Origin of the sequence: Streptomyces sp. NBC_00425, from assembly GCF_036030735.1 — a bacterium.
In the GTDB taxonomy this organism is placed as follows: domain Bacteria; phylum Actinomycetota; class Actinomycetes; order Streptomycetales; family Streptomycetaceae; genus Streptomyces.
This window is the reverse complement of sequence record NZ_CP107928.1, coordinates 2,587,043-2,609,433: the sequence shown is the minus strand read 5'-3', so window position 1 is coordinate 2,609,433 and position 22,391 is coordinate 2,587,043. Positions and strand designations below refer to the sequence as shown.

The following is a 22,391-nucleotide window of genomic DNA, read 5'->3' as shown; positions in this document are numbered from 1 at the left end:
ACCGCCCCCACTGTCCATGCCGGCGGCACTGCGGCACCCCTGACGGTCACCGACTCCCCGGCCGCCCCCGTGGCCGCGGCCGCTCCGAGCGCTCCGGCCGCCACCTCCTCACGGGCGCTTCCGGCACCCGAGCGCGCGCCCGGCGTCGGCGGCCCTCCCGATCCCCGCAGCGATCCCGGGCCCGAGCCCGGTCATCCGCCCACGGTTCCCGCGTTCCCTGCCCTGCCTCCCGACCCCACCCGCGGCCTCGCCCTCAAGGACTACGTCGGCTCCGGGCCGCCCACATACGACCCCGAGCCGACCGCTCTGCCGCCCGCCGATCCGGACGAACTGGACGATCTGGTCGCCGACACCGTCATGGACGGAGCCCGGTACGGAGCGTGCGCCTTGCGTGCGGCGTCCGTGCGGGGGGATTCCGCCCGCTACCGGGGCGAGCCGCGCCGTGACTCGCTCCTCACCGCCCGCTTCGGCACGGGTGAGCACGCGCTGATCCTCGTCGCGATGGCGACCGGCGCGAGGGCGACGCCGGGGGCGCACCGGGCGGCCGCCGAAGTGTGTCAGTGGATCGGTCGCGCCGTGGGGCGCAGTCACGTCCGACTGGCGGAGGACATCCGCGCGGCCCGGCGCGGCGACCTGAAGTCGGGCCTGCACCGCCTCACCGACCGCAGCCTCGGCCGGCTCCGCGCCGGCGCCGCCGAGCAGGGCCTCGAGCCGGAGGAGTACGCGGCCACGCTGCGCTGCCTCCTTCTGCCCGCCGACCCCGACTGCCGCACGCGCGTGTTCTTCGGCGTCGGAGGCGGCGGACTCTTCCGGCTGCGCGGCGGCGTGTGGCGGGACATCGAGCCACGGGTCGGCGAGGTCGCGGGCGCGCCCGTGGTCGGATTCGGTTCGCTGCCCGCCGAGACGCCCGAGGGAGACCGGCTCACCATGGACCTGGGCGTCGCGACGCCCCCGAGCCCCTACGACCCGGCCCCTGAGCCGCCACGGGAACCGTTCCGCTTCCGTGCCTCGGTAGCCCGCCCGGGGGACACGCTCCTGATGTGCACCGCGGGCTTCGCCGACCCCCTGCGCGGCGAGCCGGACCTGTCCGCCTATCTGACGGGACGCTGGTCGGGCCCCACTCCGCCCGGCCTGGCCGCCTTCCTCGCCGACACCCAGGTGAGGGTGAAGGGCTACGCCGACGACCGGACCGCGGCTGCCGTCTGGGAGGCGTGAGCGGGCGGTCGCGGCCACTGTGGAGGGAAGAACCCGGCAGCGACCGAAGGGTGCGTCGATCCATGGCCAAGCAGAACGTCGCCGAGCAGTTCGTGGACATCCTCGCCCGCGCGGGCGTGCGACGCCTCTACGGCGTGGTGGGCGACAGCCTCAACCCCGTGGTGGACGCCGTGCGCCGCAACCCCGCCATGGACTGGGTTCACGTCCGCCACGAGGAGACGGCCGCCTTCGCCGCCGGCGCGGAAGCGCAGATCACCGGGAGGCTGGCCGCATGCGCGGGCTCCTGCGGGCCCGGCAACCTCCACCTCATCAACGGTCTCTACGACGCCCACCGCTCGATGGCACCCGTCCTCGCCCTCGCCTCGCACATCCCCTCCAGCGAGATCGGACTCGGCTACTTCCAGGAAACCCATCCGGACCAGTTGTTCCGCGAATGCAGCCACTACAGCGAGCTGATCTCCAGTCCGAAACAGATGCCCCGGCTGTTGCACACCGCCATTCAGAACGCGGTCGGCCGCAGCGGCGTCAGCGTGGTGTCGCTTCCCGGTGACATCGCCGATCAGCCCGCCCCGGAGAAGACGGTCGAAACCGCTCTCGTCACCTCCCGCCCCACGGTCCGGCCAGGCGACGCCGAGATCGACGCGCTCGTCGAGATGATCGACGCAGCCGACAAGGTGACCCTTTTCTGCGGAAGCGGGACGGCCGGCGCGCACACCGAGGTCATGGAGTTCGCCGGAAAGGTCAAGTCCCCGGTGGGACACGCCCTGCGCGGCAAGGAGTGGATCCAGTACGACAACCCTTACGACGTGGGCATGAGCGGTCTCCTCGGCTACGGCGCCGCATACGAAGCCACGCACGAGTGCGACCTCCTGATCCTGCTCGGAACCGATTTCCCGTACAACGCCTTCCTCCCCGACGACGTGCAGATCGCGCAGGTCGACGTACGGCCCGAACATCTCGGCCGCCGCTCCAAACTGGACCTCGCGGTCTGGGGTGACGTACGCGAGACGCTGCGCTGCCTGATTCCGCGCGTGCGGGCAAAGGAGAGCCGCCGCTTCCTCGACCGGATGCTGAAGAAACATGCCGATGCGCTGGAGGGGGTGGTGAAGGCGTACACACGGAAAGTGGAGAAACACGTTCCCATCCACCCCGAGTACGTTGCCGCCGTCCTCGACGAAATCGCCGACGAGAACGCCGTGTTCACGGTCGACACCGGCATGTGCAACGTCTGGGCGGCGCGTTACCTCACGCCCAACGGCCGCCGTAGGGTCATCGGCTCCTTCACCCACGGCTCGATGGCGAACGCCTTGCCGATGGCGATCGGCGCACAGTTCACCGACCGTCGCCGCCAGGTGGTCGCGATGTCCGGGGACGGCGGCTTCTCCATGCTCATGGGCGACTTCCTGACCCTCGTCCAGTACGACCTGCCCGTGAAGGTCGTCCTCTTCAACAACTCCTCGCTGGGCATGGTGGAGTTGGAGATGCTGGTCGCCGGTCTGCCCTCGTACGGCACCGCCAACAAGAACCCCGACTTCGCGGCCGTGGCGCGCGCGTGCGGGGCCCACGGCGTGCGGGTCGAGAAGCCCAAACAGTTGGCCGGAGCGCTGCGGGACGCATTGCGGCACAAGGGCCCGGCTCTCGTCGACGTCGTCACCGACCCCAACGCGCTGTCCATCCCGCCGAAGATCAGCGCCGACATGGTGACCGGGTTCGCCCTGTCCGCCTCGAAGATCGTCCTCGACGGCGGAGTGGGCCGGATGCTGCAGATGGCCCGCTCCAACCTGCGCAACGTACCGCGCCTTTGACGGCTCACTCGGGCAGGCGAGCCGCCGGTACGGTGGGCCGTCTGCCACGGGGCCTTCGGCTTTGCGGCCTTCGACCACACGACCTGTCGGCTACACCGGTCCTGGACCACACCGCCATTCGGCAACACGGACTGTCGGCCCGGTGGGCCGTCGCGGCGGGCGGTGGCGTCGCCGGCAGGGGTCAGTCGACCGCCGGGACCCATCGGCGCTCGCCTTCGTCCGAGCCGTACCAGTAACGCGGCAGCCCCTTGATGCCGCTCGTGCGGAACGGGCGGCCGTGGTCGTCGATGCGTACGGTGCCGGTACGGCCCTGCGAAGACCAGTCCAGCTCGAGGTACCAGTTGCAGTCGCAGTTCTCGGTCCGCGCCGTGACGAGCAGGACCTCCGGGTCCTTGCTCGACACGCGGTAGGGCAGGCTCACCGCCGGGATCGGCGTGCCCGCGTCGTCGCCGGCGACCGAGTGCGCCACGGGACGGTCCTTGTCCAGGTCGACCGCGAAGTAACGCTTGCTGAGCGAGCCGCCGCAGCCCCGGTCCATGGCGTACACAGTGCCCGGCGTGGGTGCGGCGCGGCCGGCCACCCGGACGCGCAGCGCCGTCAGCACGACGGCCGTGGAGCTGCGGCCCTGCACCGAGATCTCCACGTTGGTCTCCCGTCCGTGCACCGCGCCCTGTGCCGTCGCCCAGGGGCCGGCGTCCTGTTCCGTGGGAGGCGGGGGAACCTGCGCGGGAGGCTTGTCGATGACGTAGTCATGACCGCAGCCGAGCGCCCAGACCTGGGAGTCGGCTGTCCAGGCGAGAGGCGCGCCGGTGTGCGCGGCCGCGTTCCCGTCGCCGGTCGGAGCGGCGCCGCGTGAGGGACGGGCGCTGCCGGATCCGGAGACGGGCGAGATCGCGCCGGGCGTGGGCGAGGCGAGGGCAGGGGCGGTGGGAGTGGGGGAGCGGTGTGGACCGGCAGTCCCGGTCGGCGCGACGGAGACCGGTGCGGTGGAGCGGGACGCGTCGACGGAAGCCGGGTGGCGGCCGCCGTCCGGCAGTGCGGAGAGCGTGCCCAGAGCAGCGAGAAGCGCGCAGGCGACGCCTACGAGGACCGAGGCGCGCCGGCTGCGATACCAGCGCCGGGAAGGCGTTTGTTGCTCGCGTTGCTCACCCTGCTTCCGGATCTGCACCACCGGTGAGGCCGGGGCGGGCGCTTGTGATCGGGTTTCCGCGCTTCCCGCCGTGACAGCCGTCTCCGAGGTTTCCAGCGCCTCGCCTGTGCCAGAGGTTTCCTCTGTTTCCGGGAGGGCCCGGGCTGTTCGGATTTCCGGTGCTACCTCGGTTGCCTGGGCATCCAGGGTTTCCGGCGTTTCCCTTGTGTCCGCCACTGCGCCCCGGGCTCGCTGTCGTGCCGCTACCGCTCGCAGCCACCGTCGGTGCAGTTCGAGGCGTTCCTCCTGCGTCGCCCCGCAGAACTCCGCAAGCCGCTCGACGGGAGCGAAATCCTGTGGAACCGCTTCCCCCGCGCAGTAGCGGTGCAGAGTCGAAGTGTTCATGCCCAACCTGCGGGCGAGGGAGCCGTAGCTGCGCTCCGTGCGCCCCTTCAGCTCGGTCAGGAGCGCCGCGAACGCGGTCACTTCGCCTGCGCTGTCGTCGGTCGACACTGTTCCCCCGTGCTCGTCCGGCCCGGGCGGTCATCCCAGGCACCCGTATACCTGCACGTCAGATGGGCTGGGATGGTTCCACCACGGCCGATCGGGCGAAGACCGTTGCAGTCGGCCGGGGAGACGGCCGATGCTCTTGGTGTCGCACCGACCAGGGCCGAACCGACCGATCGGCCTCGCAGCGACACCGCACCACCCATGCACCACCCACGCATCACGACTCGACGCGTACACCTCCACGTACTCGTCGATCGCGTACTCGCCGAGCCACGGCATTCATCGACACAGGCACTCACCCACGGGGGACATCCATGGCCAAGCGCACCCGAGCGAAGACGCTCACCGGTTTCGCCGCACTGTCCGCAGCCGGCCTCGCTCTCGGCGCCGTGCTCGCCGCACCGGCGAACGCAGCCGCCCCGAAGCCGCCCGGCTTCCTCTCCGCCGCGAACCTTCCGCCGCACCCCAGCTCCACGTGGACGGCGGGCAGGATCACCGCCGGCGTGTCGCCCGAGGGCGAGCTGGACCGCTGCCTGAGCGCGGCCCTGGGCAACGGCCGGAACTCCTGGTACCGGAACTTTCGGACCGACCTCGACGCGAGTGCCCGTCAGATCAGCGTCGAGCACGCCACCGTCAGTGCGGCCAAGAGCCGGTACGCGCGCATCAACAAGGACATCAAGTCCTGCCCCGTCCGTATCGAGCGGGCCGACCCGGAGGTCGAGGCCGCCCTCAGGGACTACGGAAAGCTCAACGTCGAGGAGGGCGCCCACGTCTACGGCCTGCACACCGAGACGTCCTGGGGCGCGACCGACATCCGCCTCATCTCCGTGGGCCGGGACGGCAGCACGGTCACGGTCGTCGACTGGGGTCAGATGGGCGACTTCGACGACGCCCCGGTGAAGGCCTTCAAGAAGACGACCGTCACGGCCGTCAACAAGCTGCACTGACCGCGTGCCGCTGGCCCTTGACCCCTGACCCCTGAGAACGCCGGGGGCGCCGCCGCTCCCGCCACGGGGGTCGGGAGCGGCGGCGGCCCCGCGCGACATTCAGCCGCCAGGCGCACCGCAGGGAGCCACCGGAATGACCGTCCGGTCTGCGCACCCGAGACACAAGACACATGCGACACACACGTCACACGCGTCACACGCGTCACACGCGTCACACGCGTCACACGCGTCACACGCGTCACACGCGTCACACGCGACAGACGCAACATACGAGACATACGGGGAACGCGAAAATGAGCACCGAGACCGACAAGACCGTTCAGACCGTCCAGACCGCCGCGGGGGTCAAGAGCTCGACCCGGCTGCGCACCACCCGCCGGACGGCCGTTGCCGCCGGGCTCGCCCTGGCCCTGGGGCTCGGGGTGACGGCACAGGCGTCCGCCGGCGGCCCGCGCAGCGTCAGCGGGAAGCCGTCCGACAACATCACGCGCATCGCGAACTTCTACGGCACCTACATCGACGCGGTGATCGACGAGGACGGCAAGCTCGCGGACGATCTCCGCAAGCACTACCTCACTCCCGCATTCCAGAAGGAGTTGAAGGCCTGGGAGGAGAGTAACCACGCCAACGGCGTCCTTCAGGCTCAGAACGTCCCCCTCGCGTGGAAGGTCACCGACAACGGCACGGCGAACTACACGGAGGCCGTCGTCACGCTCACCTGGGGCGGCAACAACACCACCAAGCTCATCGTCGACATGACCCGCGACAGTCACAAGATCTTCCACATCGGTACGACGGGGGTCGAGGTCGGCTAGGTCCGGGCGGACGCAACCCACCGGGACTCCCGCGGACCCTTCGGGACCCACCAGGTTCAGGCCAACCTGGCGCACGGTCCCAACCGTCACTCCCCTTCCCCGACTACGGCCAGGTCGGCAGAGGTGTGTGGGCCTGCGTGCCGAGGGCCGGCGGTCAGCCGTCCCCGAGGCGCGTAGGCCTGATGCGGGGGACGACGGCCGGCGGGTGGTCGTCCGGAAGAGCAGACGGGCCGGCAGGACGCCGGTCGTGCGGGTGCGCTCCCTCAAGGGAACGCACCCGCAGTGTCGTTCGGCGTTCCTCGGCCGCAACTCGCAGCCTTCCGTCGCTCGTTCCGAGGGCGACGGGCACGGTCGACCCGGTACCGCACACGAGCCCGGAACCGTCTTCGCGCCAACCGGAACGGCCGCCCGGTCGACAGGAACCGGCAGTTTGACCAGGTGCGTTGGTGTACGACGCCGCTTTCGAACGGTACGTCCGCCGACGGCCGTTCGGATCCGGGGGCGCGGCGCGACCGGCCGCACCGGTCGGACGGTGCGCGTTCGTCCGGCGCGCGCGGGTCCGGCGACGGGCGGCGTCCCCGCCTCGAGTGCCGTGCGAACACGGGGCCCCTTGGAGCGCGCGGCCGCGGCTTCTCGCGGCGCACGGCCTCGAGATGTCCGATCCCGGGGGCGGGTTGCCTGCCCGGCAGGTACCCCGGAGGCTCGGGCCGGCTCGTCGTTCCGGCCGCCGCGCCCGGAATCCCGCCGGAACCCCCGTCCCGTCGCCCGAACATGGCCGAACACCCGGGTGTTGACAATTCGACATGACTGGCCTGGTGTCGATCGGGCATGGATCCCCGTGAACGTGTTCGAGCAGGAGGGGAACCGACATCGACACGCGGGCGGGGGCCATGGAAAGGCAGGCACGGGGTAGCGGTCGGGCAACGATCGCGGGCACCTCGAGGACGAGAGGGGCGGGGGAGGCGGAGAACGCCGGGGAGACCGGCCAGGACCCTGTCGAGACCACGGCGGAACCGGGCTGCAGCTCGCAGCTCAGGCGCCGTCTCGGACGGGCCGACCTGCGGGCGGTGCCCGAGGCGCGCCGGGCGGTGCGGGAACTGTTGCGGGGCTGGGGGAAGCCCGGCCGTTCCGAGACCGCGGAACTGCTCACCAGCGAACTCGTCACCAACGCGCTCGTGCACACCGACGACGACGCGGTGCTGACGGCCACTGTGTCGCCGTCCGGCCTGCGTGTGGAGGTCCGGGACGGCGCGGCCGGCCGGCCCCGTCCGAGTGCGCCGACGCCCGACGAGGGGACGCACGGGCGTGGACTGATCCTGGTGGAGTCCCTCGCGGACACCTGGGGCGTCCGGGCGCAGGGCGGCGGCAAGGTCGTCTGGTTCGAGCTGGCAGCCGGAGCTGCCTGAAACGCCGAGTCCCAGGAAGAGGGACGAGCCTCGGGAAAGGGAACCTGCGGGGCACAGGCGGCGGCGAGGCGCAGGCCGTACGTCATGGGAAGGGGGCGCGACCGCCGCGGTCGCGCCCCCTTCCCATGATTCTGACTGTTCGTCAGCCGAACTGCTGCTCCAGGTCCTTGAGCTTGCGCTCCAGGGAGTCGAGACGCGGCAGGGCCATGGTGTCGTCCTCCGCGGTGAGGTCGACGGTGGCCGACGCCTCAGAACCGTGACGGACGGGCTGCAGAGAGGGACGTGAGCGCAAGGGCAGCTGCTCCGCCGAGTTCGCTATGGCAGGCTCCGCGGCGACCCGCTCGGCAGTGGCCCGCTCCAGAGCGGCCTGTGCCTCGACCTGACGGCCGCCGCCACCACCGCCGCGGCCGGGGAAACGGCCGTGACCCCGGCTGATCGCCTTGAGCTGCGCCCGCTCGACCCGCTGCTGCTCACGGCGGCGCAGCTTGGTCTCCTCCTTGCGGGCCTTGTCCTCACGGACCTCCTCGACGGCCTCGTCCAGGCTGCGCACGCCTTCGAGGAGCATCAGCGACCAGGCCCTGTACGTCTCACGGGGAGCGCGCACCCAGCGCACGACGCGGATCTGCGGCAGCGGTCGGGGCACCAGACCCTGCTCGCGCAGCGCCGCCCGGCGGGTCTGCTTCAGCGCCCGGTCGAAGAGCACGGCCGCCGACAGGGACATGCCGGAGAAGAACTGCGGGGCTCCGTCGTGGCCCAGGCCGCGGGGCGCGTGCACCCAGTTGAACCAGGCCGCGGCGCCGGCGAACGTCCACACGAGTATCCGGGAGCCGAGCGCCGCGTCACCGTGGCTGGCCTCGCGCACCGCGAGCACGGAGCAGAACATGGCGGCGCCGTCCAGGCCGAACGGAACCAGGTATTCCCAGCCGTTGGTGAGGCCGAGGTTCTGCTGGCCGAAGCCGACCAGTCCGTGGAAGGAGAGCGCGGCGGCGACGGCCGCACAGCAGAACAGAAGGACGTAGGAGGCGGTGCCGTATATGGCTTCCTTGCGCCTGCGGCGCTCCTCGGTACGCTCCCACGAATCGTCCGCGCTCGCGCTTGCCCCCGAGGAGCGCTTGCCGCGCGCGAGTACCGCAACCGCCGCCAGCATGCCCAGGAGCAGTACGGCGCCCGGAAGCAACCAGTTCAGCGATATGTCGGTCAGTCTCATCTGGGGTCCCTTGCATTGGGATAGGGCGTAACGCCCGCCATAGTGGCCCAATCCCGCCGTCCCTCAGGGGGTTTCGGGGCAAGAGGCCGCCAAGGAGGTGCAAGGGAATGCCCAGGGCGACGTTCTGCTCGAACTGCCGCTTGAGGGGCGGGAGTTGAGTTCGAATAAGACTACCCGTACGGGTGGTTCAACGGAAAGTTCCCGTGGCGAGTGAGAAAATTGTGAATCGCTCGTAACCGTAGGGCGGTCTCGTCCGGGTGATCTTACGGGACGTCATACGGCGCCTCGTCGGCGGGGCGTCCTCGCGGGTGTCTGAGGGGTGCTCAACCGGCGGCGGCAGCGGTGAGCTTGGTGACGCGGTCCGCGTCGCAGGTGCGCGGGCAGGTGGCACAGGTGTCCGCGGGGCGCACCGTGTAGAACAGGCAGCAGCTCGCCCGGTCACGGGTCGGCAGGGTCGCGCCGTCCGGGCCGGCCAGGTCGCGGAAGGCCGCCGAGCCGACATAGGGGCGGGTGGCGCCCGGGAGCAGGAGTTCCAGTTCCCGTCTCGCGCGCTCGTGCTCGTCGGGGCCGAGCAGCCGGGCGACGTACCAGAGGCCCTCGACGATCTCGTCCGTCACCATGCCCCACAGGGCCCGGCCGCGGCGCCGCGCGCGGGGCCCGAAGCCGGCGAGCACCGGCTCGTGGTGCTCTGCTATCGCCTCCCGCACCTCGGTCCGCAGCGCCTCCTCGTCCCGGACGACCCGGGCGCCCGGCAGCAGTGCCGCCGGGTCGCCCGGCAGGCAGGCGAAGGAGGTCGGTGGGCGGACGGCCATCCGCATGCCGCCGTCGGTGCGGTCGTACGAGACGTGCGTCACGGGGAAACGCGGTACTCGGCGGTGCAGGAACCAGGGGGCGGTGATCAGCAGGCAGGCGGGCCAGGAGTACCGGTGCAGTCCGAAACTCGCGATCACGTCCGGACGAGCCCGGTGACCGTAGTCACGCACGACCTGCTCGTCGTCCCAGGAGAGAAAGGCCTCCAGCGCCGGTCCGCCCTCCGCCAGCTGCGCCGCGCGCACCCACCCGGCACCGTCGGGAAACGGTTCCGCGTGCCCGAGCTCCGTGACGCTCAGCTCCGGCAGCGCCTCCGCGAGACGGGCGTAGGCCGCGGCCGTGACCGACGAAGCTGGAGGCATGGCGGACCGCCGTTTCGAAAGCGATTGCAGGTAAGCCTAACCTAAATCACTGTCGTTGGGATTTGAACTGACGGCCAGTGCGCCTAAGGTGCTTGACGGACGAGTAACAACCACCCGTAATGACCGCAAGTACCGACAACGCCGGAGGAGGCCCAGTGGAGCACAGTGCGCAGGGCTCCACGGAAACGGGGATACCGGTTTCGCCACAGGGCGACGACCGTGCCCGGGTGCCGGTGCAGTCGCGCGCCGGGTCTGTCGGGCCTGCCGGGCCCGGCCCCGTCGGGTCTGCCGGGGCCGCGAGGTCTGCCGGACCCCTCGGGTCTGCCGAGTACGGCGCGAGGGGAGAACGCGAGCGGTGCGGTCCGGCGGACGCCGTCCGCGGGGAGCACACGCACGGTGAGACCTCCGCCCCCGGCTCCGCCGCAGCCGCCGTGCCGGCCTCGGCGCCCGTTTCCCAGCCGGCCCCCGTGCAGGCCCCCGTGCAGGCCCCAGTCCCGGATCCGCTGCCCGCCGCCGTTCTCGGTTTCGGTCGGGAGGGGGGGCCCGATGCGCAGCAGCCCCGGCCGGTCGTCCAGCGCGCCTCGGTGCGCGGCCAGATCCTCGACGCCCTGCGCACCGCGCTCGTCACGGGGGAGCTGCTGCCGGGCGAGGTCTACTCGGCGCCGGTGCTCGGCGAACGCTTCGGGGTGTCCGCGACGCCGGTGCGCGAAGCGATGCAGCAACTGGCGCTGGAGGGCGCCGTCGAGGTGGTGCCGAACCGGGGCTTCCGGGTCATCGTGCGGGGAGCCCGTGAACTGGCCGAGCTGGCGGAGGTGCGGGCGCTGCTCGAGGTGCCCGTGCTGATGCGGCTCGCCCGGACCGTGCCCGCCGAGCGGTGGGCCGAGCTGAGGCCCCTCGCGGAGGCGGGCGTGCGGGCGGCGGCCACCGGTTGCCGGGCGACGTACGCGGAGGCCGACCGCCGCTTCCACCGCGCGGTGCTCGCGCTGTCGGGCAACGAGCAGCTGGTCGGCATCGCCGAGGACCTGCACCGGCGGTCGCAGTGGCCGTTGGCCGACGGGCCGGCGGGGCGGGGCCGGGCTGCTCTCGTCGCCGACGCGGCCGAGCACGTGTCGTTGCTCGAGGCGCTGACGGCGGGCGAGCCGGATGTGGTGCAGGCGTTGATGCGGGAGCACTTCGTCGGTGCGGGTGGGTGAGAAGCGGTTCGTTGTGTGACCGCTTTCTGCGTTTCCGGCCCGCGCTCCACGGGGGCTGCCGCCCCCAGACCCCCGCTTCGGCCCTGAAGGGGGCCTCGTCCTCAAACGCCGGACGGGCTGACATGCTCCGGCCGGGAGTAGCTGCCCCTCGTGGTGTGTCGTTCCGGCTGCCGGTCGGGCCTTGGTTCAGGCGCCGGACGGGCTGGGCGCCGCCGGGGACGTCGGAGGGGTCAACTGGCGTGCCAGCCAGGTCGGTACGCCTCCCAGGAGCCGGAACAGGCGGCGGGCCTCCTCCCGCAGGCGGGCGGCCTCCGGTTCGGTCTCCGCGTCGGCGAGTGAGGCCAGTGCCGGGGCGGTGCCCACGAGGTAGCCCAACTCCTCGCGGATGCGCAGGGATTCCGTGAATCCGTGCCGGGCCTCGGCCAACTCGCCGTCGCGCAGAGCCAGTCCGGCGAGGTGGCGCCAGGTGAAGGACAGCAGCAGCGAGTCCGAGTGTGCGGCGGCGGCGGTGTGGGCGCGTCGGTACGCCGCCCTCGCGGCCTGCGGGGAACGGGCGATGTTCTCCGCGAGCAGGCCCCGGCGGAAGTCCAGCAGCGCCCGTGCAGGGGCGTCCGGCGGGATAAGCGCCGCCGCCCGTCCGAGCGCGGCCCGGGCCTCGTCCACCCGGTCGCGCACCTTGTGCACCGTGGCCGCGTAGGCAAGGTGCCCGCGTTCACAAGCGGCCGCGCCCCGTTCCTCGTCGTCGTGGGCCAGTGCCTCCGCCGTGCGCAGCGCGTCCTCGGCGTCCTGCCAGCCCTGCTCCGTGTACAGGCACCGCTCCACCATCAGCGAGGCCCGCTGGATCGCGCCCGTGGCCGTGTCGGGTGGCAGCAGGGCCGCGGCGTCCGCCCAGCAGGCGCGTGAACGCAGCCGCCATACCGCGGTCTGGACAGGATCGTCACCTGAGGTCGTTCCGGTACCAGACATGGCGGAATGCGCCACGTTGCCCTCCCCGAGCGCGCCGTCGAGCTGTGAGTGGTGGGCGCATCTCAGCACGAATGGAGGCACCGGGCCAAGGGGGCGGGTGAAAGATTTCACAAAGTCGTGGGACGTTTCCGCCTCCCGGGTTTCACCCGGCGGCGGCCGACGGTCGGCCGCAGGCGCCGGTCCGGGCTCAGCTCATGCGCAGGGCCAGGAAGAAGTCCAGTTTGTCCTCCAGTCGCGACAGGTCACGACCCGTCAACTGCTCGATACGCCCGACCCGGTAGCGCAGTGTGTTGACGTGCAGGTGCAGACGGGAGGCGCACCGGGTCCACGAGCCGTCGCAGTCGAGGAACGCTTCCAGCGTGGGGATCAGCTCGGCGCGGTGCCGCCGGTCGTAGTCGCGCAGAGGGTCCAGCAGGCGGGCGGTGAACGCCCGGCGCACGTCGTCCGGGACGAACGGCAGCAGGAGCACGTGCGAGGCCAGCTCCTGATGTCCCGCGGCGCAGACCCGGCCGGGCCGGGCGGCCGCCACCCGCCGGGCGTGCCGGGCCTCCTCCAGCGCCCCGCGCAGCCCCTCCGCCGAGTGCACGGCCGCGCTGACCCCCAGCGTGAGCCGTCCGTCGCCGTCGAGGCCGGCCGACAGGGGCTCGCGCACGGCCGCCAGCAGCGCGTCGGCGAGGACGCCGGTCTCGGAGCCGTCGTGCTCGCTCGACACCGCCGGCAGCGGGACCAGGGCGACGGCCTCGTCCCCCGTGTGGGCGACGGCGATGCGGTCGAAGGGCTCGGAGCCGCCGGCCTGCGGGTCGACCAGGATCTCCTCGAGAAGGGACTGGGCCACCGGACCGGCCTCCAGGCCGCTGTCGGCCCACTCGACGCGGGCCACGACCACCTGCCAGTGCGGGGCGGCCCCCAGACCCGGCAGCAGCACCGGCGCGGCCACCCGCAGGCGGGCCGCGATCTCCGCGGGGGCCGCTCCCGCCTGCACCAGCTCCAGCACCTCCTGTGCGAGCCGCCGGCGGACCGTGCGCGCCGCGTCCCGGCGCTCCCGCTCGACGGCGATCAGCTGGGTGACGCCCTGGAGCAGGTCGAGGCGCTCGTCCGCCCATTCGCCGGCGTCTGCCTCGACGACCAGCAGCCAGTCCGACAGGACGCTCTCCCGCACGTCCCGCACGTCCCGCACGTCCCGCACGGCCTGGGAGGCCTGAGGGACCTGCGGGGCGCGCCCGCCGCCCCGGATCGGGAACAGCGAGTACGACACCGCGCCCAGGTTCACCCGGTGCGGTCCGCGCCGGGCTGTACGCACGGCGGCCAGGTGCTCCGCCGCGAGCTTCGCGCACACCTCGGCCGGCAGGCCCGGGCCCGCCGCCTTCGGACCCGCGACGAGCCGGCCGGTGGGGGAAAGGACCCATGCGCGCAGGTCCAGGTCGGATCCGAGCAGGTCCAGGACGACGTCCGGGCCGCCGCCGGCCGGGCCCGAGGTCATCATCCGACGGTGCCGGTCGACGACGGCCGCCAGGTCGCCCGCGCGCTCGCCGGACACCTGCCGCACGACGTGCTCGGTGATCGTCGCGAAAGCCACCGACTCGTGCACCGCGAAGAGCGGCAGCCGGTGCCGGGCACAGGCCGCGGCCAGGTCTTCCGGGACGTCGCCGAGCTCCGCCTCGCCGGCCGCGAGGGCGGCCACGCCGGCCTGCACCAAGAGCCGCACGAACGGCTCGGAGTCCGCCGCGTCCCGGCGCCAGGCCAGACCCGTCAGCACCAGTTCGCCGCCGGAGAGGTACCGGCTGGGGTCCCTCAGGTCGGTGGTCATGACGCCCCGCACCGAGCGGTCCAGTTCGTCCTCGCCGCCGAGGAGCCTGAGGCCCAGCGCATCGGTGTCCACAAGTGCGCGCAGCCGCATCTCGTCGCCGCCGTTCTCTGTCTCGAAATCTACGATGGATCCTGAAGGGTGTGCGGGTGGGTGGCCGCCCGCCTCGCCTCCGCCTCGCGGGCCCGACGCCGCGACGTCCGGTCACCAGCCGCATTCTTCGGTCGCCAGGCTGTTTCCCACGTTTCCACAGGAAAACGAGGAGGTTACCGAGGGCCTGCGTTCATACGAATCTACAAGATGCCCCTACCGACCAGCCAACTCCTTCATGGTTTCCGTGACTGACCCGGTCGGAGCAAGGCCCTGTGTACTGGGCTCATTCCGCGTGAACAGCACCAGAACGAGCCGGGCCCGCCGCACCCGATTCTGGCTCGAACCGAACGACTCACGAGACAGACGAAGAAGAGAGCCGGTCATGGACTTCCTTCGCCCCGCCAGCTGGGAGGAGGCGCTCGCCGCCAAGGCCGAGCACCCCACCGCTGTGCCGATTGCGGGTGGCACCGACGTGATGGTCGAGATCAACTTCGACCACCGGAGGCCGGAGTACCTGCTCGACCTCAACCGTGTCGGTGACCTCTACGAGTGGGAGACCGGTGAGGACAGCGTGCGACTCGGCGCCTCCGTACCGTACGCCAGGATCATGGAGAGCCTGCGCGCCGAGCTGCCCGGCCTCGCGCTCGCCTCGCACACGGTGGCCTCCCCGCAGATCCGCAACCGCGGCGGCGTCGGCGGCAACCTCGGCACCGCCTCCCCGGCCGGCGACGCCCACCCCGCGCTGCTCGCCGCGGGCGCCGAGGTCGAGGTCGAGTCGGTGCGCGGCGTGCGCCGGATCCCGATCGACGCCTTCTACACCGGCGTGAAGCGCAACGCGCTCGCCCCCGACGAACTCATCCGTGCCGTCCACGTCAAGAAGGCCGACGGCCCCCAGCAGTACTCCAAGGTCGGCACCCGCAACGCCATGGTCATCGCCGTCTGCGCGTTCGGTCTCGCACTGCACCCCGGGGCCCGGACCGTGCGCACCGGCATCGGCTCCGCCGCACCGACCCCCGTCCGGGCGAAGACCGCCGAGGACTTCCTGAACGCCGCGCTCGAAGAAGGCGGTTTCTGGGACAACGGAAAAATCATCGCACCGTCCGTGGCCAAGCAGTTCGCCCAGCTGTGCGCGGCCGCCTGCAACCCCATCGACGACGTCCGGGGCACCGCGAGCTACCGCCGCCACGCGGTCGGCGTCATGGCCCGCCGGACACTCACCTGGACGTGGGAGTCGTACCGCGGCGCCCGCCGCCTCTCGGAGGGAGCTGCGTAATGCGCGTCAACTTCACGGTCAACGGACGCCCCCAGGAAGCCGACGACGTGTGGGAGGGCGAGAGCCTGCTGTACGTGCTGCGCGAGCGGCTCGGACTGCCCGGTTCGAAGAACGCCTGCGAGCAGGGCGAGTGCGGCTCGTGCACGGTCCGGCTGGACGGCGTGCCGGTCTGCTCGTGCCTGGTCGCCGCCGGTCAGGTGGAAGGCCGCGACGTCGTCACCGTCGAGGGACTCGCCGACCACGCCAGAGCGCGCGCGGCCCACAGCGGTTGCGGAACCGGTTCCTGCGGCACGTCACCCCAGAGCGCGCAGCAGGGGGCGCCCCGCGACGGCACCCGGGGGAGCGATGCCGGGCCGGGCGACTCGCAGACCGGCGGGGGCGCCGAACTCGCCCCCATCCAGCAGGCGTTCATCGACGCCGGAGCCGTGCAGTGCGGCTTCTGCACCCCGGGTCTGCTGGTCGCCGCCGACGAGATGCTCGAGCGCAACCCGAACCCGACCGACGCGGACATCCGCGAGGCCCTGTCGGGCAATCTGTGCCGCTGCACCGGCTACGAGAAAATCATGGACGCGGTCCGCCTGGCGGCCGCCCGACAGGGAGAGGCGGTCTGACATGCCCTTCCCCACGCACGGCTCCGCCCGAGCGGAGGGCGCCCCCGTCGGCACCCCCACCAAGATCACCCAGGGTTCCGGGACCAGGGGCGGCATCGGCGAGTCCACGCTGCGTCCCGACGGCACCCTGAAAGTCACCGGCGAGTTCGCCTACTCGTCCGACATGTGGCACGAGGACATGCTGTGGGGCCAGATCCTGCGCTCCCCGGTCGCCCACGCCGAGATCGTCTCCATCGACGTCTCCGAGGCCCTCGCGACGGCGGGCGTCCACGCCGTGATGACCTACGACGACCTGCCGACCGGCGTGCGCAACTACGGCCTGGAGATCCAGGACACCCCGGTCCTCGCCCACGGCAGGGTCCGCCACCACGGCGAGCCGGTCGCGATCGTGGCCGCCGACCACCCCGAGACGGCCCGCCGAGCGGCCGCCAAGATCAAGGTCGAGTACCGCGAGCTGCCCGTCATCACCGACGAGGCGTCCGCGACCGCCCCGGACGCGCTCCTGCTCCACGAGGGCCGCGACGACCACCACAGCGGTCACGTCGCGCACCCCAACATCGTGCACCGCCAGCCGATCGTCCGCGGCGACGCCGAAGGGGCCGCCGCGCGGGCCGACTTCGTCGTCAAGGGCGAGTACACCTTCGGCATGCAGGACCAGGCCTTCCTCGGCCCCGAGTCGGGACTCGCCGTGCCGGAGGAGGACGGCGGCGTCCACCTCTACATCGCCACCCAGTGGCTCCACTCCGACCTGCGCCAGATCGCCCCCGTCCTCGGCCTGCCCGAGAGCAAGGTGCGGATGACGCTGTCGGGCGTCGGCGGCGCGTTCGGCGGCCGCGAGGACCTGTCCATGCAGATCCACGCCTGCCTGCTGGCCCTGCGCACCGGAAAACCCGTCAAAATCGTTTACAACCGTTTCGAGTCCTTCTTCGGACACGTCCACCGTCACCCCGCCAGGCTCACCTACGAACACGGCGCCACCAAGGACGGCAGGCTCACCCATGTGAAGTGCCGCATCGTCCTGGACGGCGGCGCGTACGCCTCCGCCTCCCCCGCGGTCGTCGGCAACGCCGCCTCACTGTCGATCGGCCCCTACGTGGTCGACGACGTCGACATCGAGGCCATCGCCCTCTACACCAACAACCCGCCGTGCGGCGCCATGCGCGGCTTCGGCGCGGTCCAGGCGTGCTTCGCCTACGAGGCGCAGATGGACAAGCTCGCCGACGCGGTGGGCATGGACCGAGTGGAGTTCCGCCGGCTCAACGCCATGGAGCAGGGCACGATCATGCCCACCGGCCAGCCGGTCGACTCCCCGGCCCCGGTCGCCGAACTCCTGCGCCGCGTCAAGGCGATGCCACTGCCACCGGAGCGCCAGTGGGAGAGCAGCGAGGGCGCGGACGTACGGCAGCTGCCCGGCGGTCTGTCCAACACCACGCACGGCGAGAGCGTCGTACGAGGAATCGGTTACGCGGTCGGCATCAAGAACGTCGGCTTCTCCGAGGGCTTCGACGACTACTCGACCGCCAGGGTCCGCATGGAGGTGATCGCCGGCGAGCCCGTCGCGACCGTCCACACGGCGATGGCGGAGGTCGGCCAGGGCGGTGTCACCGTCCACGCCCAGATCGCCCGCACGGAGCTGGGCGTCGCGCAGGTGACCATCCAGCCGGCGGACACCCGGGTGGGCAGCGCCGGCTCCACCTCGGCCTCCCGGCAGACGTACGTCACCGGCGGCGCCGTCAAGAACTCCTGTGAGCTCGTCCGGGAGAAGGTCCTGGAGATGGGACGCCGCAGGTTCGGCTCCTACCATCCCGCCTGGGCCACCGCCGAGCTGCTCCTGGAGGGCGGCAAGGTCGTCACCGACGGAGGCGAGGTCCTCGCCGACCTGGTCGACGTGCTCGAGGACGAGGCCGTCGAGGTCGAAGCGGAGTGGCGGCACCGGCCGACCGAGCCCTTCGACCTGCGCACCGGACAGGGTTTCGGGCACGTCCAGTATTCCTTCGCCGCGCACCGCGCCGTCGTCGAGGTGGACACCGAGCTCGGCCTGGTGAAGGTCATCGAGCTGGCCTGCGCCCAGGACGTCGGAAAAGCGCTGAATCCGCTTTCCGTCATCGGTCAGATCCAGGGCGGCTCCGTCCAGGGTCTGGGCGTCGCGGTCATGGAGGAGATCATCGTCGACCCGAAGACCGCGAAGGTCAGGAACCCTTCCTTCACGGACTATCTGATCCCCACGATTCTCGACACGCCGACCATCCCCGTCGACGTGCTCGAACTCGCCGACGACCACGCGCCGTACGGGCTGCGCGGCGTCGGCGAGGCGCCCACCTTGTCGTCGACCCCGGCCGTCCTCGCGGCGATCCGGAGCGCGACCGGGCTGGAGCTCAACCGCACGCCGGTCCGTCCGGAGCATCTGACCGGCACGGCGTGACAGTCCCTCCGGGCGGCGCACGGAACGTCACACCCTCCGCGCCGCCCGGAGCCGGCAGATCGTTCGTCTCGGGCCGTCCCCCGGGTCGTGCGGCCGACGCACCTTCCCAAATCCCGCAAACGCAGTGAGCGTCGCGGAGCGCGGCGCGCGGGTGCCCCTTTGAACCTTGGGAGCAGGCCCACATGACCCAGTCACTCGAACCGAAGACCGTCCCGGACGACGCGGACACGGGAACCCGCGTCCCCGCCGGACGCTCCCGGCTCGACCGCTACTTCCACATATCCCGGCGAGGATCCACGGTCGCGCGCGAAGTGCGCGGCGGCGTCACCACGTTCATGGCGATGGCGTACATCCTCCTGCTCAACCCGCTGATCCTGTCCGGCAAGGACGCGGCCGGGGGCACTCTCGGCCAGCAGGCCCTGATCACCGCGACCGCTTTCGCAGCCGCTTTCACCACGTTGCTGATGGGCTTCCTCGGCAAGGTGCCTCTCGCGCTCGCCGCCGGACTGTCCGTCTCCGGCGTGCTGTCCTCCCAGGTCGCGCCTCAGATGACCTGGCCGCAGGCGATGGGCATGTGCGTGATGTACGGCGTCGTCATCATGCTGCTGGTCGTCACCGGCCTCCGCGAAATGATCATGAACGCCATTCCGCTCGCCCTCAAGCACGCCATCACCATGGGCATCGGCCTGTTCATCGCCCTCATCGGGTTCTACAAGTCCGGCTTCGTGCACCAGGGCGAGGCGACCCCGGTGACCCTCGGACCGGCGGGCGAACTGGCGGGCTGGCCGGTGCTGTTGTTCGCCGGCACCCTGCTGCTGATCTTCATGCTCCAGGCCCGCAACGTCCCCGGCGCCATCCTCATCGGCATCGTCGGCGGCACGGCCGTCGCAGCTATCCTCAACGCCGCCGGGGTCGTCGACCCGAAGCAGTGGGCGGCCGGCGCTCCCGAACTGCACGGCAGCGCCGTCTCGATGCCCGACTTCTCGCTCTTCGGGGACGTGGAGTTCGGCGGCTGGGGCCAGGTCGGCGCGATGACCGTCGGGATGATCGTCTTCACACTGGTCCTCGCCGGGTTCTTCGACGCGATGGCCACCGTCATCGGCGTCGGCACAGAGGCGGGCCTCGCCGACGACAAGGGCAGAATGCCGGGCCTGTCCAAGGCGCTGTTCATCGACGGGGCCGGCGGGGCGATCGGCGGGGTGGCGGGAGGCTCCGGCCAGACCGTGTTCATCGAGTCGGCGACGGGCGTCGGCGAGGGCGCCCGCACGGGTCTCGCCTCGGTCGTCACCGGTCTGTTCTTCGCAGCCTGCCTGTTCTTCACCCCGCTCACCGCGATCGTTCCGCAGGAGGTGGCGTCCGCGGCCCTGGTGGTCATCGGCGCGATGATGCTGATGAACGCCCGGCACGTCGACTGGGCGGACCGGGCAACCGCTGTCCCGGCGTTTCTGACCGTCGTGCTGATGCCGTTCACGTACACCATCACCGCCGGTGTCGCCGCGGGCGTCATCTCCTACGTCGCCATCAAGGCCGCGCAGGGCAGGGCACGCGAGATCGGCGCCTTCATGTGGGGGCTGACGGCGATCTTCCTCGTCTACTTCTCCCTCAACCCGATCGAGAGCTGGCTGGGCGTGCACTAGCCGCCCCACGACCGCCCCTCGCCGGGCACACCGTCCCTCACATCACCCCAGTCAAGGAGACCGAGAGATGCTGGACATCGCCGACGAGCTCAACCGGTGGGTCGAGCAGGGCCGTGACTTCGCCGTCGCCACCGTGGTGGCCGTCGGCGGCAGCGCGCCCCGCCAGCCCGGCGCCGCCCTCGCGGTGGACACCGACGGCACGGCCATCGGCTCGGTCTCCGGCGGCTGCGTGGAGGGCGCGGTGTACGAGCTCTGCCGCCAGGCGCTGGAGGACGGGCAGCCGGTCCGCGAACGCTTCGGCTACAGCGACGACGACGCCTTCGCCGTGGGGCTCACCTGCGGGGGAACCATCGACGTGCTGGTCACCCCGGTGCGGGTCGGCGATCCGGTCCGCCCGGTGATCGCGGCCGGCCTCCGGGCCGCGGCCGCCGGGGAGGCGGCGGCGCTGGCGCGGATCGTGAACGGGCCCGCCGACCTCGTCGGCCGCGCGCTGCTGGTGCACGCGGACGGCGGAGTCGGCGGCGACGCCGCCTCCGCCCGCCGCGCCGCCGCCCATCAGGGCGGTTTCGGCGCTCACCCCGAGCTCGACCGCACCGTCGCGGCCGAGGCCGCCGCGCTGTTGGACGCCGGGCGCACCGGCACGGTGGAGATCGGCGAGCAGGGCGCACGCTGCGGGGCGCCGCTCACGGTCCTCGTGGAGTCGTCGGTGCCCCCGCCCCGGATGATCGTGTTCGGGGCGATCGACTTCGCGTCGGCGCTGGTCCGGGTCGGCAAGTTCCTGAACTACCACGTGACGGTCTGCGACGCCCGCCCCGTCTTCGCGACCGCGGCCCGTTTCCCCGAGGCCGACGAGATCGTCGTCGAGTGGCCGCACCGGTACCTCGGGCGCACGCAGGTGGACGCGCGGACCGTCCTGTGCGTCCTCACCCACGACGCCAAGTTCGATGTACCGCTGCTCCGGCTGGCGTTGCGGCTGCCGGTCGCCTATGTCGGCGCGATGGGATCCCGGCGCACCCACCTCGACCGCAACGCCCGGCTGCGCGAAGTAGGCATAACGGAAATGGAGTTGGCGCGACTGCGGTCACCCATCGGCCTCGACCTGGGGGCCCGGACGCCCGAGGAGACGGCGCTGTCGATCGCGGCGGAGATCGTGGCCGGACGGCGCGGCGGCAGCGGGCTCTCGCTCACCGGGGCGCACACGCCGATCCATCACGACGTGACGTCGCCGCCGGCCGGTCGGTTCGGTTCGGTGGCCTGAGCCGTCGCCCCGGCCCGGCCCGACCCGGCCCAACTCGGCCTGACCCGAACCAACTCGACCCGGCCCAACTCGGCCCGACCGGCCCGACCCGGCGGCGACCGGTCGCCGCGTGGATGCGTGGATGCGTGTATGCGTGGACGTGGATGTGTGTCGTCGAGACCCGGCGGCCAGCACCCCGGGCCACGCCGGCCATGGGTCACGTCCGCAGAGCTGCCGCGGGACCACGCCAGCCGGGGCGCCACGGGGCTCCCCCGCCGGGTTGCCTCGCGTGGCGATGCCTGCGGAGCTGCCTCGAGTCGCGCGCGGGGCGGCTTCGAGCGACGGCTGAGAGGTGCCGCGGGGCACGCAGGACGGTGGTCACGCGTCACGCCTGCAGAGCTGCCGGGCGCAGCCGGCCTGTGCCGCCTCGGAGGGCGCTCGTCCTCAGGGTGTGCGCAGGAGGCGGTCGGCAGCGCGTCCGAAGACCGAGCCCGCCGAGGCTTTCACCAGGGGGTCGAAGAAGGACGGGAGGAAGCGCACCCGCAACTCCTCGCGCCAGACCACCCGGGTCCGGCCGCCGGGGCACGGCCGCACCTCGATCTCGGCCCAGCCGAGGACGACCCGGCCGCGCTTCTCCAGCCGGCACCGGCCCGGCTCTCCGGCGGTGGGCGGCCGCCATCCGGTGACCTCCATCCGGTCGTCGAAGGCGAGCGGGCCGCACCCCGAACGTGCCACGAAGACCGTGCCCTCGCGGGTCGGCGGGGGAGTGAGTACGAGGACGCGCGTGAAGGGCACCACGTCGCCGTGCCGGGACCACTGCGTCAGACGCCGCCAGGCGTCCTCCGCGGACAGCGGGACCGTGCGTTCCACCTGGAAGATGACCACGTTCTCGATCGTAGGGACACCGGCCCGTTCCGCGGGGTATCACCCGCCGGTTCGCCGGTTCGCC

Annotated in this window: 17 protein-coding genes and 1 pseudogene; 11 read left to right on the top strand and 7 right to left on the bottom strand. The window is 71.9% G+C overall.

Features of this window, described 5'->3' with window-relative positions; all coding sequences use genetic code 11:
* The first annotated feature begins 69 nt into the window (after positions 1 to 69).
* Both OHS82_RS10900 and OHS82_RS10895 read left to right on the top strand, forming a co-directional pair.
* A complete protein-coding gene (locus OHS82_RS10900; RefSeq protein ID WP_443041098.1) occupies positions 70 to 1,215 on the top strand; it encodes a protein phosphatase 2C domain-containing protein in 1,146 nt (381 codons plus the stop codon).
* A gap of 62 nt (positions 1,216 to 1,277) precedes the next feature.
* Positions 1,278 to 3,020 carry a pyruvate dehydrogenase gene (locus OHS82_RS10895; protein ID WP_057575987.1) on the top strand — a complete coding sequence of 581 codons (1,743 nt, stop codon included), beginning with the start codon at positions 1,278 to 1,280 and terminating at the stop codon, positions 3,018 to 3,020.
* 181 nt (positions 3,021 to 3,201) lie between these two features.
* On the opposite strand, the gene OHS82_RS10890 is transcribed toward OHS82_RS10895, so the two are convergent.
* The gene (locus tag OHS82_RS10890) at positions 3,202 to 4,191 is read right to left on the bottom strand and encodes a hypothetical protein (RefSeq protein WP_328436050.1); all 990 of its coding nucleotides are present in this window, start codon (positions 4,189 to 4,191) and stop codon (positions 3,202 to 3,204) included.
* 306 nt (positions 4,192 to 4,497) lie between these two features.
* Positions 4,498 to 4,635: pseudogene (locus OHS82_RS10885) on the bottom strand (helix-turn-helix domain-containing protein); the annotation flags it as partial.
* 338 nt (positions 4,636 to 4,973) lie between these two features.
* Here OHS82_RS10885 and OHS82_RS10880 point away from each other — a divergent pair.
* The 3 genes from OHS82_RS10880 (at position 4,974) to OHS82_RS10870 (ending at position 7,827) form a co-directional block, all read left to right on the top strand.
* Positions 4,974 to 5,606 carry a hypothetical protein gene (locus OHS82_RS10880; protein WP_057575994.1) on the top strand — a complete coding sequence of 211 codons (633 nt, stop codon included), beginning with the start codon at positions 4,974 to 4,976 and terminating at the stop codon, positions 5,604 to 5,606.
* Positions 5,607 to 5,899: 293 nt separating this feature from the next.
* Complete coding sequence (locus tag OHS82_RS10875) at positions 5,900 to 6,421, top strand: hypothetical protein (RefSeq protein WP_370444076.1); 522 nt, start codon at positions 5,900 to 5,902, stop codon at positions 6,419 to 6,421.
* 890 nt (positions 6,422 to 7,311) lie between these two features.
* The gene (locus OHS82_RS10870; RefSeq protein ID WP_328433773.1) at positions 7,312 to 7,827 is read left to right on the top strand and encodes an ATP-binding protein; all 516 of its coding nucleotides are present in this window, start codon (positions 7,312 to 7,314) and stop codon (positions 7,825 to 7,827) included.
* A gap of 142 nt (positions 7,828 to 7,969) precedes the next feature.
* Here OHS82_RS10870 and OHS82_RS10865 read toward each other — a convergent pair whose 3' ends face one another.
* Both OHS82_RS10865 and OHS82_RS10860 read right to left on the bottom strand, forming a co-directional pair.
* A complete protein-coding gene (locus tag OHS82_RS10865; RefSeq protein WP_057575997.1) occupies positions 7,970 to 9,034 on the bottom strand; it encodes a DUF2637 domain-containing protein in 1,065 nt (354 codons plus the stop codon).
* Positions 9,035 to 9,357: 323 nt separating this feature from the next.
* Positions 9,358 to 10,206 (bottom strand): (2Fe-2S)-binding protein, encoded by an 849-nt coding sequence (locus tag OHS82_RS10860; protein ID WP_057575999.1) that lies wholly within the window; start codon positions 10,204 to 10,206, stop codon positions 9,358 to 9,360.
* A 155-nt stretch (positions 10,207 to 10,361) separates the two neighbouring features.
* On the opposite strand from OHS82_RS10860, the gene OHS82_RS10855 reads away from it, so the two are divergent.
* Positions 10,362 to 11,399: a GntR family transcriptional regulator gene (locus OHS82_RS10855; protein ID WP_370444077.1), complete on the top strand. Its 1,038-nt coding sequence runs from the start codon at positions 10,362 to 10,364 to the stop codon at positions 11,397 to 11,399.
* Positions 11,400 to 11,585: 186 nt separating this feature from the next.
* Here OHS82_RS10855 and OHS82_RS10850 read toward each other — a convergent pair whose 3' ends face one another.
* Positions 11,586 to 12,380, bottom strand: a complete 795-nt coding sequence (locus OHS82_RS10850) for a hypothetical protein (protein WP_328433772.1) — start codon at positions 12,378 to 12,380, stop codon at positions 11,586 to 11,588.
* A 172-nt stretch (positions 12,381 to 12,552) separates the two neighbouring features.
* On the bottom strand, positions 12,553 to 14,262 hold the full coding sequence (locus tag OHS82_RS10845) for a PucR family transcriptional regulator (RefSeq protein WP_057576001.1): 1,710 nt from the start codon (positions 14,260 to 14,262) through the stop codon (positions 12,553 to 12,555).
* Positions 14,263 to 14,644: 382 nt separating this feature from the next.
* On the opposite strand from OHS82_RS10845, the gene OHS82_RS10840 reads away from it, so the two are divergent.
* The 5 genes from OHS82_RS10840 to OHS82_RS10820 all read left to right on the top strand — a co-directional run bounded on the left by OHS82_RS10840 (position 14,645) and on the right by OHS82_RS10820 (position 21,463).
* Positions 14,645 to 15,535: an FAD binding domain-containing protein gene (locus tag OHS82_RS10840; RefSeq protein ID WP_328433771.1), complete on the top strand. Its 891-nt coding sequence runs from the start codon at positions 14,645 to 14,647 to the stop codon at positions 15,533 to 15,535.
* Positions 15,535 to 16,146 (top strand): (2Fe-2S)-binding protein, encoded by a 612-nt coding sequence (locus tag OHS82_RS10835; RefSeq protein WP_057576005.1) that lies wholly within the window; start codon positions 15,535 to 15,537, stop codon positions 16,144 to 16,146. The genes OHS82_RS10840 and OHS82_RS10835 overlap by 1 nt, the downstream gene beginning before the upstream one ends.
* A gap of 1 nt (position 16,147) precedes the next feature.
* Positions 16,148 to 18,568, top strand: a complete 2,421-nt coding sequence (locus tag OHS82_RS10830; protein ID WP_057576007.1) for a xanthine dehydrogenase family protein molybdopterin-binding subunit — start codon at positions 16,148 to 16,150, stop codon at positions 18,566 to 18,568.
* Positions 18,569 to 18,750: 182 nt separating this feature from the next.
* Positions 18,751 to 20,205 (top strand): NCS2 family permease, encoded by a 1,455-nt coding sequence (locus tag OHS82_RS10825; RefSeq protein ID WP_328433770.1) that lies wholly within the window; start codon positions 18,751 to 18,753, stop codon positions 20,203 to 20,205.
* A 67-nt stretch (positions 20,206 to 20,272) separates the two neighbouring features.
* Positions 20,273 to 21,463 carry an XdhC family protein gene (locus tag OHS82_RS10820; RefSeq protein WP_328433769.1) on the top strand — a complete coding sequence of 397 codons (1,191 nt, stop codon included), beginning with the start codon at positions 20,273 to 20,275 and terminating at the stop codon, positions 21,461 to 21,463.
* A 423-nt stretch (positions 21,464 to 21,886) separates the two neighbouring features.
* Here the strand turns inward: OHS82_RS10820 and OHS82_RS10815 are convergent, their stop codons facing one another.
* Positions 21,887 to 22,327, bottom strand: a complete 441-nt coding sequence (locus OHS82_RS10815; RefSeq protein WP_328433768.1) for an SRPBCC family protein — start codon at positions 22,325 to 22,327, stop codon at positions 21,887 to 21,889.
* Positions 22,328 to 22,391: the final 64 nt, after the last annotated feature.